General features: G+C 64.2%; 16 protein-coding genes. 7 read left to right on the forward strand and 9 right to left on the reverse strand.

Annotation, left to right across the window (positions count from 1 at the left end):
* Positions 1–139: 139 nt before the first annotated feature.
* Entirely contained in the window at positions 140–1,372 is a 1,233-nt protein-coding gene (rlmN, locus tag ACSBOB_RS04030) for a 23S rRNA (adenine(2503)-C(2))-methyltransferase RlmN (RefSeq protein WP_442581179.1), read from the reverse strand.
* 121 nt (positions 1,373–1,493) lie between these two features.
* On the reverse strand, positions 1,494–2,387 hold the full coding sequence (locus tag ACSBOB_RS04035) for a DMT family transporter (protein WP_442581180.1): 894 nt from the start codon (positions 2,385–2,387) through the stop codon (positions 1,494–1,496).
* 87 nt (positions 2,388–2,474) lie between these two features.
* Here ACSBOB_RS04035 and ACSBOB_RS04040 point away from each other — a divergent pair, with 87 nt between their 5' ends.
* Together ACSBOB_RS04040 and ACSBOB_RS04045 are read left to right on the forward strand one after the other, a co-directional pair.
* Positions 2,475–3,416 carry a LysR family transcriptional regulator gene (locus ACSBOB_RS04040; RefSeq protein WP_442581181.1) on the forward strand — a complete coding sequence of 314 codons (942 nt, stop codon included), beginning with the start codon at positions 2,475–2,477 and terminating at the stop codon, positions 3,414–3,416.
* Between the two features lie 211 nt (positions 3,417–3,627).
* Positions 3,628–3,879, forward strand: coding sequence for a hypothetical protein (locus ACSBOB_RS04045; RefSeq protein ID WP_442581182.1), 252 nt, complete (start codon positions 3,628–3,630; stop codon positions 3,877–3,879).
* A gap of 78 nt (positions 3,880–3,957) precedes the next feature.
* Here ACSBOB_RS04045 and ACSBOB_RS04050 read toward each other — a convergent pair whose 3' ends face one another.
* Positions 3,958–4,599 carry a LysE family translocator gene (locus ACSBOB_RS04050; protein ID WP_442581183.1) on the reverse strand — a complete coding sequence of 214 codons (642 nt, stop codon included), beginning with the start codon at positions 4,597–4,599 and terminating at the stop codon, positions 3,958–3,960.
* 70 nt (positions 4,600–4,669) lie between these two features.
* Positions 4,670–5,440, reverse strand: a complete 771-nt coding sequence (locus ACSBOB_RS04055; RefSeq protein WP_442581184.1) for a DUF1223 domain-containing protein — start codon at positions 5,438–5,440, stop codon at positions 4,670–4,672.
* Between the two features lie 114 nt (positions 5,441–5,554).
* On the opposite strand from ACSBOB_RS04055, the gene ACSBOB_RS04060 reads away from it, so the two are divergent.
* Entirely contained in the window at positions 5,555–6,259 is a 705-nt protein-coding gene (locus ACSBOB_RS04060; RefSeq protein WP_442581185.1) for a ceramidase domain-containing protein, read from the forward strand.
* Between the two features lie 21 nt (positions 6,260–6,280).
* Here the strand turns inward: ACSBOB_RS04060 and acnA are convergent, their stop codons facing one another.
* A complete protein-coding gene (gene acnA, locus ACSBOB_RS04065; protein ID WP_442581186.1) occupies positions 6,281–8,971 on the reverse strand; it encodes an aconitate hydratase AcnA in 2,691 nt (896 codons plus the stop codon).
* A gap of 285 nt (positions 8,972–9,256) precedes the next feature.
* Here acnA and ccmA point away from each other — a divergent pair, with 285 nt between their 5' ends.
* The 4 genes from ccmA to ACSBOB_RS04085 all read left to right on the forward strand — a co-directional run bounded on the left by ccmA (position 9,257) and on the right by ACSBOB_RS04085 (position 11,564).
* Entirely contained in the window at positions 9,257–9,916 is a 660-nt protein-coding gene (gene ccmA / locus ACSBOB_RS04070) for a heme ABC exporter ATP-binding protein CcmA (RefSeq protein WP_442581187.1), read from the forward strand.
* Positions 9,917–10,004: 88 nt separating this feature from the next.
* Positions 10,005–10,667, forward strand: a complete 663-nt coding sequence (gene ccmB, locus ACSBOB_RS04075; protein ID WP_442581188.1) for a heme exporter protein CcmB — start codon at positions 10,005–10,007, stop codon at positions 10,665–10,667.
* Positions 10,668–10,800: 133 nt separating this feature from the next.
* On the forward strand, positions 10,801–10,965 hold the full coding sequence (gene ccmD, locus ACSBOB_RS04080) for a heme exporter protein CcmD (protein ID WP_442581189.1): 165 nt from the start codon (positions 10,801–10,803) through the stop codon (positions 10,963–10,965).
* On the forward strand, positions 10,962–11,564 hold the full coding sequence (locus ACSBOB_RS04085) for a DsbE family thiol:disulfide interchange protein (RefSeq protein ID WP_442581190.1): 603 nt from the start codon (positions 10,962–10,964) through the stop codon (positions 11,562–11,564). The genes ccmD and ACSBOB_RS04085 overlap by 4 nt, the downstream gene beginning before the upstream one ends.
* 90 nt (positions 11,565–11,654) lie before the next feature.
* On the opposite strand, the gene ACSBOB_RS04090 is transcribed toward ACSBOB_RS04085, so the two are convergent.
* From ACSBOB_RS04090 to ACSBOB_RS04105, 4 genes are all read right to left on the reverse strand, one after another.
* The gene (locus ACSBOB_RS04090; RefSeq protein ID WP_396648211.1) at positions 11,655–11,822 is read right to left on the reverse strand and encodes a hypothetical protein; all 168 of its coding nucleotides are present in this window, start codon (positions 11,820–11,822) and stop codon (positions 11,655–11,657) included.
* A gap of 155 nt (positions 11,823–11,977) precedes the next feature.
* On the reverse strand, positions 11,978–12,508 hold the full coding sequence (locus tag ACSBOB_RS04095; protein WP_442581191.1) for an NADPH-dependent FMN reductase: 531 nt from the start codon (positions 12,506–12,508) through the stop codon (positions 11,978–11,980).
* A gap of 20 nt (positions 12,509–12,528) precedes the next feature.
* Positions 12,529–13,143, reverse strand: a complete 615-nt coding sequence (locus ACSBOB_RS04100) for a pyridoxamine 5'-phosphate oxidase family protein (protein WP_442581192.1) — start codon at positions 13,141–13,143, stop codon at positions 12,529–12,531.
* A gap of 12 nt (positions 13,144–13,155) precedes the next feature.
* Positions 13,156–13,803 carry a septation protein A gene (locus ACSBOB_RS04105; protein WP_442581193.1) on the reverse strand — a complete coding sequence of 216 codons (648 nt, stop codon included), beginning with the start codon at positions 13,801–13,803 and terminating at the stop codon, positions 13,156–13,158.
* Positions 13,804–13,837: the final 34 nt, after the last annotated feature.

Genomic DNA, 13,837 nt, shown 5'->3' on the forward strand with positions numbered 1-13,837 from the left:
GGTCGCGCCAGCGTGTAAATGAGCCTTTGCCAAGGAATAGTTTTCTACGTCTCGGGGCCTCAAAAAAGTTTGCGACAGAACCCATACATGAGGTCACCGCTCGCTATCGCAAGTCCCTATGCAAAGAGGTTCTGCATAGTCAGTCCCCATGCCCCGCAATCATCATCGCCTCCAGCGCCAGCCGCTCGGCCTTCTTCATCCGTTCGGATTCCGACTTGAGCTGCCCGCAGGCGGCGAGGATGTCGCGGCCGCGCGGGGTGCGGATCGGCGAGGCGTAGCCGGCATTGTTGATATAGTCGGCGAATTTCTCGATCGTTTCCCAATCCGAGCACTGGTAGTTGGTGCCAGGCCAGGGATTGAACGGGATCAGGTTGATCTTGGCCGGAACGCCCTTCAGCAGATTGACCAGCGCCTTGGCGTCGTCGAGCGAATCGTTGACATCCTTCAGCATCACATATTCGAAGGTGATGCGCTTGGCGTTGGACAGGCCGGGATAGGCCTTGCAGGCGGCGATCAGCTCCTTCAGCGGATATTTTTTGTTGATCGGCACCAAAAGGTCGCGCAGGTCGTCATTTGTTGCATGCAGCGAGATCGCCAGCATCACGCCGATCTCGGCGCCGGTGCGGAAAATCTCCGGCACCACGCCGGAGGTGGACAGGGTGATGCGGCGCTTCGACAGCGACAGACCGTCGCCGTCCGACGCAATCAGCAGCGCGTTCTTCACCGACACGAAATTGTAGAGCGGCTCGCCCATGCCCATCATGACGATGTTGGAGACTTTTCGCCCTTCGGCCGGGACGATGGCGCCGTCCGGCGTGTCGCGGTCGGGAAAATCGCCGAGCCGGTCGCGCGCCGTAAGAAGCTGTGCGAGGATTTCTTCGGCGGTCAGGTTGCGAACCAGCTTCTGCGTGCCGGTGTGGCAGAAGGAACAGGTCAGCGTGCAGCCGACCTGGCTGGAGATGCACAGCGTGCCGCGCCCTTCCTCGGGGATATAAACGGTCTCGATCTCGACCGGCCTGCCCGCGCCGCGCGGCGGAAACCGGAACAGCCATTTGCGCGTGCCGTCGCTCGAAATCTGCTCCTCGACGATCTCGGGCCGAGCAATGGCGAAATGCTTCGCGAGGGCGGCACGCAAGTCCTTGGAGATGTTGAACATGTCGGAAAAATCGGAGACGCCGCGCACATAGAGCCAGTGCCACAATTGCTGCACCCGCATCTTCGCCTGCCGTTCCGGCACGATGCCGGTAGCAACCAGCGCCGCCGCCATCTCGGCACGGGTCAGGCCGATCAGCGAGGGCTTTTCGGCAAGCAAGGGTTTTGCGCGCATGGCGTCGCGCCGGTCGGGCGTGGTGAGGTCGAGGGTGAGCGTCATGGCAGGCCTATATGGGGATGCCGCCGAAAAATCAAAGCGAACGCTGCGCCATAGCATGTTGGGCGGGCCGCGTCACGGCCCGCCCGCGAACTCGCCGATCACCAAGCGGAAATCGGGGACCTCAGCGCTTGAGATTGACCACGACCACGCCACCGAGCGCCAGGAGACCGCCGATGATGCCAATCAATCCGGGGACTTCGCCCAGCCACAGGAAGCCGATGAGCGTGGCGACCGGCGGTACGCAATAGAGATAGTTGGAGGCACGGGACGCCGGCAGGCGCGACAGCGTGACCGCCCAGGCGCCGTAGGCGACAAAGCTCGGGATGATGCCGAGATAGATGGCGGAAAGCAGCGCGTCGGTCGGGGCTGCGCTCGCCTGGGCGAACGCCGAGGGCAGGCCGGGCGACAGGATCAACCCGCCTACGACCATGTTCCAGGCGGCGACCGTCAATGGTTTGTGCCTTGAAAACAAAGGCTTCTGCACGATGGTGTTGACCGTTGTGCAGACGGCGCCGCCAAGGATCAGCAGCGCGCCGGTGTCGATCGACAGGCCGTCGCCCTCGCCGAGCGCGATCAGGCCCACGCCGAAGAACGACAGGAACGTGCCGCCCCAGGCCAGCAGCGGAAAGCGCTCGCTGAGGAAGATGGTGGCGAAGATCGCCGTCAGGATGGGGCTGACATTGATGATGAAGCTGGCGGCGCCGGCCGAGACGGTCTGTTCGCCGATGTTCAGCAGCACCGTGTAGAGCGCGACGAAGACGATGCCGCCGGTGGCGAAGCGCCACGCCTCACCCGGCGAGGGCAACGAAGGCCTTGCGATCAAAAGGAAAATCGCCGCCGGGATGGCTGCTATGGCGAAGCGTACGGCGCCGAGTTCAAGCGGGCCGAAGGCCGTAAGGCCGGCGCGGATGGCCGGAAAGGCGGACGCCCAGCCGACCACGGTGATGCCGATCGCGGCGAAGGTCGCGAGGTTGAGCCGAGGCGCGGCCGAAGGCGCTACGCTGGCGACAGACATGGGCTTTTCCTCCGGAAGTTCGTTGGAGGACAAGTGGACTTTGAGGAGTTTCTTGACAAACGACATATTCGAGGATGAGCTGTGAGCATGGATCACAGCTTGGACCGTTCCCTGCCGCCGCTGGATACGCTACGCGCTTTCGAGGCGGCGGCGAAGTCAGGCAGTTTCAGCGCTGCGGCCGAGCGGCTGAACCTCACCCATGGCGCGGTCAGCCGGCAGATCGCCAAACTGGAACATTGGCTAGGGCTGAAAGTGTTCGACCGCGGCGCGCGCGGCGTGGTGCTGACCATCGAGGGCCAGCGCCTGTTCCTGCGCACCAGCGAGGCTTTCGCGCTGATTGCCGACAACACCGACCGCTGGCTGGAGCCGCGTGGCGCGGCGGTCGTGCGCGTCACCTCGATCCCGTCGATCAGCGGACTGTGGCTGATGCCGAGACTGCATATGCTGGAAAGCGGACCGCCGAAGCTGCGCATCGTGCTCGACGTCGACAACCGGCAGGCCGATCTCACGGATGAAGGCCATGACCTGTCGATCCGGTGCGGCCGCGGTCGCATTCCGGGGCGTATCTCCGTGCAATTGTTCGAGGAACATTGCTTTCCCGTCGGCTCGCCCGGACTGGCGGCAAGGATCGGGACAGGGCAGCCGGAACGCCTGCTCAACCATCCGCTGATCAACGATTCCGACGCATCGGCCTGGCGCGCCTGGTTCGGCGCTCATGGCATCGACTATCGTCCGCGTCCGGAGGACCGGCGCTTCGAGGACTACAATCTGGTGCTGGACGCCGCCGCTTGCGGCCTGGGTATCGCACTTGCCCGACCGCCGCTCACCATCGCCCAGCTTGCCTCGGGGCGCATCGCTCCGGTCGACGAGCGGCGCGTGCTCAATCCCGTATCCTACTGGCTCGACCGACCGGAAGGCATTTCGCCCCGACCCGCCGCCGCCGACCTGGCGCGGCGCATCGCCGGTGAGGCGGGCGTGGCGGAGGAAAGGATTGAGGCGTTTCTGGCTACGAGTTCGGACGTGGCCTGATGGTTCTGTCTCAAACTTTTTTGGAGGCCTGGAAACGTAGAAAGCTATTTCTGGCAAAGGCGAATTCACACGCTGGCGCGACCAGATCAGCGTCCGATCCGGCATTTCAATAGCCCAAGGTAGGCTCTCGGCAGCATCTTTTTCAAACGCTTGAGAATTTCATTCTACACCGGAATATTTTTGCGGCAGAACCCTCCGCGGAGGAGCCGTGATGATCCCCATGGGCGCCGTCGTGGTTACCTACGCATCGTTACTGCCATCGGCAGCTATTATTGCCGTCTCGGAGTTCTTCGGATGGCGTGGCTGGCTGACCTATGCGGCTGCCTCATCGCGGCCGGAATGCTTCTGCATTCTGGCGATCTCGTCGCGCTCAGCAGCGGGTTTGATCTCCCCGCAGGAAGATTGCCAATCGAGAGTCCCGTTTGCCCTTTGCGATGCTTATCGACGGCGGCATGTGCGGTAGCCTTGGCCTATTTGGCCGTGGCAGGGCGAGGGACCCCGGACTGGCGAGAGCGTCGAAATAAAGACGACGGAATGTCCCCTACTTCGCCTGCGCCGTGAGAATCTTGAGCGCAAACGCCGAAAACACGCCCGCGAACAAATAGTCGACGATCCGCGTGACGCGCGGGCTTTTTCGCAGCAGGCCGGCGAAACGGTCGGCGGCGATCACCATCGGCGCGGTGATCGGGATCGACAGCACGATAAACATCATGCCGAGGAAGAACAGCTTTCCCGGCGCATGCGGATCGCTGGCCGAGACGAATTGCGGCAAAAAAGTCATGAAGAACAGGATGATCTTCGGGTTCATCAGGTTGATGCCGAGGCCCGTCGCCCAGTTCTTGACCAGCGAGCGCGGAGGGCGCGGCGTGGCGTCTGGCGAGAAGGCGGAGCCGTGGCGGATCGCCTGCCAGGCCAGCCAGACCAGATAGCCCGCGCCGAAAATCTTCAGCGCGAAAAACGCCTGCGGCGAAGCGACGATCAGCGCCGACAGGCCGAGCGCCACCAGCGCGGTATGGATGATGATGCCGGTCAGCGCGCCAGCCATGCAGGCGAAACCCGCCGCGCGGCCCTCGGAAAGCGCCCGTCCGACGAACAGCGTCATGTCCGGCCCCGGCGTGATCGCGATGATGAAGGTGGCGACGGCGAACTGGACGATGGTTGGGACATCGGGGATGAAGCTCATGGCGGGCCCTCCGGGTGGCGGCCCTGCTTAACGTCCAGCGCGAAAACGGGCAATGCCGTCGCGGCCAAAACTACTTCGTCGACGGCGATTCCGGGCTGCGGATGATCGTGGCGCCAAGGATCGGGCCGGGCATGCCATCCTTGCTGACCGCCTGCAGCAGGGCGGCGCAACCTTCCTTCTTGGCAATCTCGCTGGCCGGCAATTCGAAACGCGCCGCCTCGCCATGCCACATGCCGGCGGTCTGCACGTCGGTCACGGCGTTCCAGTAGGTGATGGTGTTGCCGCTGTTCTCGCCGCGCTCGATCGTCACCGGTTTCGCGCTGTCGAAATAGACGAGCACGAGATGCGCCTTGCTGTTCGACGGTCCCGTTCCGGTCTGGATGACGATACTTTCGCCCTGCAAGGTGGCCTTGAGATCGACCGACATCCCCTTGCCGGAATTCAGCAGCGTCTCCAGCGTGCCCTTGACCGCCCACTTCTTGGCACCGTTGACATGCACGCGGCCGTTGATGACCGCCTGCGGCGTGTAAACCGAACGGATACCGAAGGCGCGCCCGTAGTCGCGCTGGCGCTGCGTGTTCTCTGGCTTGGCCAGCGTGTCGCGCCAGCCGAGATAGTCCCAGTAGTCGACGTGGTAGGCGAGCGCGATGACATCGCCCTTGCGCACCAGTTCGGTGAACAGCGCGTCTGCCGGCGGGCAGGAGTTGCAGCCTTGGCTGGTGAACAGTTCGACCACGCCGAGAGGTTTGCGCGATTCGGCCGAAGCCATGCCAGCAGTAAGGACAAACCCCGCCGCAACCAGCGCGACCGCCGCCAGTTTGCCCAGTTTTTCGCGCTTCATGACGATTCCAGATGCTTTCACCGGTGGCACCGGCTTATCTTTTTGTTCATCAAACAATAGGCAGATGGCCATTTCAACGGGAAGTCACGTTGCGGTGAGAAAAGAGGCAGGCGGATGGGTCCGACACTCTCGGCGCATATCGACCTCTATTGCGAACGCTCGGGGCCGGAATTCTGGTCCGAGCCGGTCAACGCGCTGACCAATCTGACCTTCGTAGCCGCCGGCCTGTGGGGCGTCTACGAGGTTCGGCGTCATGCCGCCGGCACCTTCGCCGAAGTGCTTGCCTGGTGGGTGGTGGCGATCGGCATCGGTTCGGCCATCTTCCACACCTTCGCCACCTCGCTCACCATCTGGTTCGACATATTGCCGATCGCTGGCTTCACGCTGGTCTACACGCTGTTCAACCTACGGCGCTTCGCCGGCATGCCCTGGCCAAAAGCGCTCACCATTTTCGTGGTTTTCTACATCATCGTCGGCACCATCACCGCGCTCGTCCCGGCCTGGCTGCGCCAGGCCACCAACGGCTCCACCGGATATTTGCCGCCGTTCCTCGCGCTCATCTTCTTCGGCGTGCTCGTGATCCGCAGCGGCAGCCCGGCCGGCTGGTACAACATCGTTGCCGCCTGCATCTTCGTCTTCTCGGTCGCCTTCAGGATGATCGACCCGCTGGTGTGCGGCTCCTTCCCGCTGGGCACGCATTTCCTCTGGCACGTGCTGAACGGATTGATGCTCGGCGTGCTGCTGGCGGCCGTGGCCTGGTACGGCGCGCCGGGGCAGGCAAAACAAAGGCCGCAGGCGCGATTGGCGCCCACGGCCTGATTTGACCAAAATAGCTGCCGCTCAGGCAGCCAGGTCGCGCAGCACGTACTGCAGGATGCCGCCGTTCTTGAAGTAGTCGAGTTCGTCGACCGTATCGATGCGGCAGAGGATCGGCACCTCCGTCACGGTGCCGTCGGCCGAGGTGACCTTCGCCACCATCTTCTGGCGGGGGCGGATGGTCTCCAGACCGTCGATGGTCACCGTCTCGTCACCCTTCAGCCCGAGCGAGGCCCAGGACGTGCCTTCCTCGAAGGTGAAGGGGATGACGCCCATGCCGACCAGGTTCGAGCGGTGGATGCGCTCGAACGACTGGGCGATGACCGCGCGAACGCCGAGCAGGTTGGTGCCCTTCGCCGCCCAGTCGCGTGACGAGCCGTTGCCGTATTCGACCCCGGCGAAGATCACCAGCGGCACGCCCTCCCGCTTGTATTCCATGGCGGCGTCGTAGATCGGCAACTCTTCCTTGGAGGGATAGTGGATCGTGTAGCCGCCCTCGCGCCCATTCTCGCCCAGCATGTGGTTGCGGATGCGGATGTTGGCGAAGGTACCGCGCATCATCACCTCATGGTTGCCGCGCCGCGTGCCGTACTGGTTGAAGTCGGCGACGCCGACGCCGTGGTCGGTGAGGTATTTGCCGGCCGGCGACGCCGCCTTGATCGAACCGGCCGGCGAGATGTGGTCGGTGGTGATCTTGTCGCCGAACAGGCCGAGGATGCGCGCGCCCCTGATCGTGCCGATGGCGCCGGGCTTGCGGTGCATGCCGGCGAAATAGGGCGGGTTCTGCACATAGGTCGAGCTATCGTCCCAGGCATAGGTCTGGCCCTCCGGCACCTTGACCTCCTGCCAATTCTCGTCGCCCTTGAACACGTCCGCATACTTGCGCGCGAACAGTTCGCGGGTGACGTTCTCCTCGATGAAGGCGTTGATCTCCGCCGTGGTCGGCCAGATGTCCTTCAGGTAGATCGGCTCACCATTGCGGCCCTCGCCGATCGGCTCGGTGGTCAGATCCTTGGTCACCGTTCCGGCCAGCGCATGCGCCACCACCAGCGGCGGCGAGGCGAGGTAGTTGGCCTGCACGTCGGGCGACACGCGGCCCTCGAAATTGCGGTTGCCGGACAAGACCGCGGCGGCGATCAAACCCTTGTCGTTGATGGTCTTGGAGATCGGCGCCGGCAGCGGGCCGGAATTGCCGATGCAGGTGGTGCAGCCGAAGCCGACCAGATTGAAGCCGATCTGGTCGAGTTCCTTCTGCAGACCAGACTTTTCCAGATATTCGGCGACCACCTGCGATCCCGGCGCCAGCGACGTCTTCACCCACGGCTTCTGCTTGAGACCGAGCCGGTTGGCGTTGCGGGCGAGCAGGCCGGCGCCGATCAGCACCGACGGGTTCGAGGTGTTGGTGCAGGAGGTGATCGCCGCGATCACCACGTCGCCATGGCCGATGTCGAAATCCTCGCCCTCGACGGCGTAGCGTTTGAAGGTGTCGACGGTTTTCTTGTAGTCCTTCTCCATGGCGGCGGCGAAGCCGGCGGCGATGCCTTCCAGCGGCACGCGGCCCTCGGGACGCTTCGGCCCGGCCATCGACGGCACGACCTCGCCCATGTCGAGTTCGAGCAGGTCGGTAAACACCGGATCGGCCGAATCATTGTCGCGCCACATGCCCTGCGCCTTGGAAAATTCCTCGACCAGCGCGATGCGGGCCTCCGAGCGGCCGGACATGGTGAGGTAGCGGATGGTCTCGGCATCGACCGGGAAGAAGCCGCAGGTTGCGCCATATTCCGGTGCCATGTTGCCGATGGTGGCGCGGTCGGCCAGCGTCATGTTGGAGAGGCCGGGGCCGAAGAATTCCACGAATTTTCCGACGACGCCCTTCTTGCGCAGCATCTGGGTGACGGTCAGCACCAGGTCGGTGGCGGTGACGCCTTCCTTGAGCCGGCCGGTGAGCCGGAAGCCGATGACTTCGGGCAGCAGCATCGAGACCGGCTGGCCGAGCATGGCGGCCTCCGCCTCGATGCCGCCGACGCCCCAGCCCAGCACGCCGAGGCCGTTGATCATGGTGGTGTGCGAATCGGTGCCGACGCAGGTGTCGGGATAGGCGGTGGTTTCGCCGTCCTCGGTGTTCGTCCAAACGACTTGGCCGAGATATTCGAGGTTGACCTGGTGGCAGATGCCGGTGCCGGGCGGCACGACGCGGAAATTGCGGAACGCCTGCTGGCCCCATTTCAGGAACTTGTAGCGCTCCTGGTTGCGCTCGTATTCGAGTTCGACGTTGCGGGCAAACGCCATCGGCGTCCCGAACTCGTCGACAATGACCGAATGATCGATGACCAGGTCGACCGGCACCAGCGGGTTGATCTTCTGCGGGTCACCGCCGAGCGAAGCCAGACCATCGCGCATGGCGGCGAGATCCACCACCGCCGGCACGCCGGTAAAATCCTGCATCAGCACGCGCGCAGGGCGGTAGGCGATCTCGACGCCCGCGGTGCCCTTGTCCGTCAGCCAGTTGGCAACGGCCTGGATGCTCTCCTTGGTGACCGAGCGGCCGTCCTCGTTGCGCAGCAAATTCTCCAGCAGCACCTTCATCGAGTAAGGAAGCTGCGCAATGCCGGTGAGGCCGTTCTTCTCGGCCTCGATCAGATTATAGTAGACGTATTCCGCCCCGCCCGCGGTCAGGGCGCGGCGGCAATTGAAACTGTCGAGAGATTTGGACACGGATGACCCCATCTAGTCTGTTCAGCCTTCGAGGGAACGGACTCCGATGGGCATGCAATCACGCGCAAAGGTGCGGGTACGGCCATTTCCGCTGTCCGCTCCCAAGCGTGCGGGCCGTGGAAAACGGCACGAGCGCTGGTCCGGCACATATCAAGGTTGCCTTCCCCGACCGCTGGGGTTGGTATCTCGCATATAGAGAAATTCGTGGAATAGTTCTAGACACGGAATTGCCATTTTTGCTGCGCCGCACAGAGGTCGCGCCGGGCATCGATCGAAGGGGAACGGATGCGGCTGATCGCCGAGAAACTTAGCGGCGAACGCGGCGGCGAGACGGTGTTTTCCGAGGTTTCCTTCACGCTCGAGGACGGAGAGGCCCTGGTCATCACCGGGCCGAACGGATCGGGGAAATCGACGCTGCTTGCCATTCTCGCCGGGTTGCTGACTGCGGCCTCCGGCCGCATCGGTTTCGACGGTGGCGAGACGTTTCCGACGCTGGCTTCCGCCTGCCACTATCTCAGCCACCAGAACGCGATGAAGACGGCGTTGACGGTCGGTGAGAACCTTCTGTTCTGGCGCGACTTCCTGGGTACGCCGCGCTTCACGCCGGACGAGGCGCTGGAACATGTCGGGCTGGACGGGCTCGGCCACCTGCCCTTTTCTGTGCTGTCGACCGGACAGAAACGCCGTGCCGCCATCGCCCGGCTGCTGGTATCGGATCGACCCGTATGGCTGCTCGACGAGCCGACCGCCGGGCTGGACGCCTCCTCCGAGGCGCGGTTCGGGGAGTTGATGGAGGTGCACCTGCGCGAGGGAGGGATCGTGGTGGCTGCGACGCACCTGCCGCTCGGGTTGGCTCGGGCGGTGGAATTGCGGATGGGCTTACCCTCCCCCTTGTGGGGAGGGTCGATCCGCGAAGCGGAGCGGGGTGGGGGTTCGAACCAATGACCCGACCCCCGCCACGACTCGCAACTTCCGCTTCGCTTCAATTGCTCGTCGATCCTCCCCGCAAGGGGGAGGGTGAGGCTGGCGCCTCATGCTAGCGCTCTACCTCCGCGACCTGCGTCTCGGCATCCGCGCCGGCGGCGGGGCGCTGACGGGCATCGTGTTCTTCCTGGCGCTGGTGGCGACGATCCCCTTCGGCATCGGGCCGGACCTCAACCTCTTGGCCCGCATAGGCCCGGCGATCCTGTGGATCGGCGCGCTGCTCGCCTCGCTGCTGGGCCTCGACCGGCTGTTCCAGGCCGACCGCGAGGACGGCTCGCTCGACCTGCTGCTGCTTTCCGGGGATCGCCACCTGCTGCCGCTGACAGTTCTGGTCAAATGCCTCGCGCACTGGACAGCCAGCGTGCTGCCGCTGGTGGTGGCGTCACCACTGCTCGGTCTGTTCATGAACGTCGAGCCGGCCGGTCTCGGCGCGGCGGCGCTGACACTGCTCATCGGCACGCCCGCTATCACTTTCATCGGCGCGGCCGGCGCGGCCGTCGCGGTAGCGCTGCCGCGCGGCGGGTTGATGATCTCGGTGCTTGTGCTGCCGCTGGCGATCCCGGTGCTGATCTTCGGCGTATCGGCAACCTATGGCGCGGTGACGAACCCCGCGCCGTTCCTGCAACCCTTCCTTATCCTGTGCGCGCTGACGCTATTCTTCGCGGTGGTCGGGCCGGTGGCGGCGGCGGCGGCGCTGCGGCATGCCGAGTAAATCCGCCGCACTTTGGGCGAATTGCTGCGGTGGTGTCGAGACGGTAGGGTGCGTCCTTCGAGGCGCGCACGTGCAAGCCTTATGCTTTGGTGCCCGCCCACGGCGGGCTCGCCTCTCGGGTTGAGGATCGTCAGTGACCGCCCACGCGCTCTATGTGACCGCTGCCTACGCTGCCTCGGCGGTTGCTCTTGCCGCCTTGGTTGGCTGGATCTTGCTCGATGGCCGGGCACGGAGGCGCGAACTCGCCGAGCTTGAGGCCAGCGGCATCAGGCGGCGCTCCGACAAGGCTGCTTCATGACCGTCGAACATTCCGAAACACCCGGCATAGGGCAGGCTGAGGCGAAGCGCCCAAACCGACTGATCGTTTTACTGCCGCTGGCGATCTTCCTGGTGCTGGCCGCGATCTTCTTTTCGCAACTGCTGTCCGGACGTGAAATCGGCACCGTGCCTTCGGCGCTGATCGGCGCGCCAGCGCCTGAGACGAAGCTGCCGCCCATAGACGAGCTTGGCCTGCCGGGTCTCGATTCGGCGGCCTTCGCCGGCAAGGTCACGCTGGTGAACGTCTGGGCGTCCTGGTGCGCGCCATGCCGGCAGGAGCACCCGGTGCTGTTGGCCCTGGCGCAGGACAAGCGGTTCCAGATCGCCGGGCTGAACTACAAGGACGAGCCGGAGAACGCCCGGCGTTTCCTCGGCGACCTCGGCAATCCATTCGCCCTGGTGGGCGCCGACCAGAAGGGCCGCACGGCGATCGACTGGGGCGTCTACGGCGTGCCGGAGACGTTTGTCGTCGGGCGCGACGGCAAGATCCTGTACAAACATGTCGGGCCGCTCGACGGCGAAAGCGCGCAGAAGCTTGTCATGCCGGAGATCGAGAAGGCGCTGGCGTCGGGTCAATAGGCCAATGCGAAACGGCCGCCAGTCTCCCGGCGGCCGTTCAGCTACACATATGCTACGCGGGACTCGGACGAGCGTCCGCTTGCGGACCTTTCAGCGGCCGTACACTTCCTTGTAGGCGTGCTGCAGCATGTCGGTGCGGTTGCCGTTGATGTCGGCAAGGTCGCGATGCGACATGCCAAGAATCTCGTCGACCATCTGGTTGTAGCGGCGACGCTTGGCCATACGGTCACGGGTGGTGTTGATCAGCGTGGAAAACATTGCGAGGTTCCCTTGATGGAGCCGCCTTGCGGCGACCGGGTTGTTCCTCCCTCACGCTGCATAGATTGGCATTACCAGCGTGCATTGCAATATTCCATGCTGCATTGCAGCAATGCGCTCGCTGCATGACACAGACGTAAGGCATTAACGGCTTTTCAACGCTCGCCGATGAAGCGGGCGAAATCGGCAAGCGTCGCGCGAAGCCTTTGCCGCCATGATGGGTCTCCCAGGATCTCCGCGAACTCGGCCGGTTTCTTGCCGAGCAACGGCACTTCGAGTTCCGGACCCGGAAACACCTTGAACGACATGGTGTTCAGCACCTCGCGCAAGGCGTCCCGCGAGATTTGCGAGCGGTGCGAGGCGTGGACAAGCATCACCGGCTTGCCGACCGCTGCCGGCCCCGACACCAGCCAGTCGAGCGCATTCTTCAGGCCGCCCGGAATGCCGTGCGCATATTCCGGGCAACAGATCACGACGCCGTCGGCACGACTGACGGCCTCGTTCAGGCGGGCGGCCTCCGGCGGCAAGCGTTCTCCTTCATCGTCGGGATTGAAAATCGGCAGGGCGGCCAACCGGTCGTAGAGGGCGAGAGTGCAACCCTGTGGCGCCTGCCGCTGCAAGGCCCGCAGCAGCCCCGTGTTGGTGGAGGCGGTACGAAGGCTGCCTGACAGGCCGATCAGATTCACGGCGTGCCCAGCCGTTCAGCTTACCACATCGACTTGCTGTAGGCGTCGTCCAGCCAGCGGTCGGTCTGCTCGGCGGTCTCGGCCAGCGCAAGCTGGTCCTTGAGGATTTCGCCCAACGTCGGCATTTCGGCACGGGGCCGCCATTTCTCCGGCGCCCATAGATCGGAGCGCATGAAAGCCTTGGCGCAATGCATGTAGACGGCCTTGGCCTTGACGACAATAACGCTCTGCGGCGCCTTGCCGTCGACGGCCAGCCGCTCGCGCAGCGCGCCGTCCAGCGTGATGCGCGCCTCGCCGTTGACGCGCAGCGTCTCGTTCATGCCGGGGATAAGGAACAGCAGGCCGATCGCCGGGTTGACGAGGATGTTCTCCAGCGTGTCGAGCCGGTTGTTGCCCGGTCGATCCGGGATCGCCAGCGTGCGGTCGTCGAGCACCGCGACGAAGCCCGGCCGGTCGCCCTTCGGCGTGACGTCGGCGTTGCCCTCGCGATCCGATGTGCCGATCAGCACGAACGGGCTCTTGGCGATGAAGGTACGGCAATGGCCGTCGAAGGCGCGCAGTTCCTTGCGCAGCGCCCCTTCCTGCGCTGGCTTGTACTGCTGGCGCAACTCCTCGTGCGTCGAAATGAACTGCATCGGCCTGCCCCCCTATTTCCCGATATTTTCTTCCAGTGAATGCCGCATGATCAACGGCATCTGCGCGATGGTGAACAACAAGGTGATCGGCATGATGCCCCAGACCTTGAAGGCGACCCAGGCGTCGGTCGAGAAATTCCGCCAGACGACCTCGTTGGCTATCGCCAGGAACAGGAAGAACAGGCCCCAACGCAAGGTGAGCTTGCGCCAGCCCTCGGCATCGAGCTTGAAGGCGGAATCGAAGACATAGCCGAGCAGCGACTTGCCGAACAAAAGCCCGCCGAGCAGGACGCCGCCGAACAGCGTGTTGACGATGGTCGGCTTCATCTTGATGAACACGTCGTCCTGCAGATAGAGCGTCAGCGCGCCGAAGATGAAGACGACGACGCCGGAAACCAGCGGCATGATCGGCAGGGTGCGGGTCAACATCCAGGACGCGGCAAGCGCCACCGCCGTTGCCGCCATGAACAGCCCAGTCGCGATGAAGATCGGCCCGCCCAGCTCTGCGAGCGCCGGAAATTTCTGCGCCAGCCACTCGCCGCGTGTGTTGGCGAAGAAGAAGACGACCAGCGGCCCGAGTTCCAGCGCGAGCTTCAGCAGCGGATTGATCTCTTTCCTGCGCGGATCGGTCGGGTCGCGTTCGAGGATGCGCTTGCTCATGGCTGGCTGTTTCCGATGCGGGATGCCGGCTTTG

This window comes from Mesorhizobium sp. KACC 23794 (genome assembly GCF_052180275.1).
Classification (GTDB): domain Bacteria; phylum Pseudomonadota; class Alphaproteobacteria; order Rhizobiales; family Rhizobiaceae; genus Kumtagia.

Excerpts from the sequence above, each read along its gene's own strand:
- rlmN (WP_442581179.1), bottom strand. The coding sequence starts at position 1,372 with ATGACGCTCACCCTCGACCTCACCACGCCCGACCGGCGCGACGCCATG.
- ACSBOB_RS04045 (WP_442581182.1), top strand. The coding sequence starts at position 3,628 with ATGATCCCCATGGGCGCCGTCGTGGTTACCTACGCATCGTTACTGCCA.
- ACSBOB_RS04035 (WP_442581180.1), bottom strand. The coding sequence starts at position 2,387 with ATGTCTGTCGCCAGCGTAGCGCCTTCGGCCGCGCCTCGGCTCAACCTC.
- ACSBOB_RS04090 (WP_396648211.1), bottom strand. The coding sequence starts at position 11,822 with ATGTTTTCCACGCTGATCAACACCACCCGTGACCGTATGGCCAAGCGT.
- ACSBOB_RS04100 (WP_442581192.1), bottom strand. The coding sequence starts at position 13,143 with ATGCAGTTCATTTCGACGCACGAGGAGTTGCGCCAGCAGTACAAGCCA.
- ACSBOB_RS04055 (WP_442581184.1), bottom strand. The coding sequence starts at position 5,440 with ATGAAGCGCGAAAAACTGGGCAAACTGGCGGCGGTCGCGCTGGTTGCG.
- ACSBOB_RS04105 (WP_442581193.1), bottom strand. The coding sequence starts at position 13,803 with ATGAGCAAGCGCATCCTCGAACGCGACCCGACCGATCCGCGCAGGAAA.
- ACSBOB_RS04040 (WP_442581181.1), top strand. The coding sequence starts at position 2,475 with ATGGATCACAGCTTGGACCGTTCCCTGCCGCCGCTGGATACGCTACGC.
- ccmB (WP_442581188.1), top strand. The coding sequence starts at position 10,005 with ATGCTAGCGCTCTACCTCCGCGACCTGCGTCTCGGCATCCGCGCCGGC.
- ACSBOB_RS04050 (WP_442581183.1), bottom strand. The coding sequence starts at position 4,599 with ATGAGCTTCATCCCCGATGTCCCAACCATCGTCCAGTTCGCCGTCGCC.
- ACSBOB_RS04060 (WP_442581185.1), top strand. The coding sequence starts at position 5,555 with ATGGGTCCGACACTCTCGGCGCATATCGACCTCTATTGCGAACGCTCG.
- ACSBOB_RS04085 (WP_442581190.1), top strand. The coding sequence starts at position 10,962 with ATGACCGTCGAACATTCCGAAACACCCGGCATAGGGCAGGCTGAGGCG.
- ccmA (WP_442581187.1), top strand. The coding sequence starts at position 9,257 with ATGCGGCTGATCGCCGAGAAACTTAGCGGCGAACGCGGCGGCGAGACG.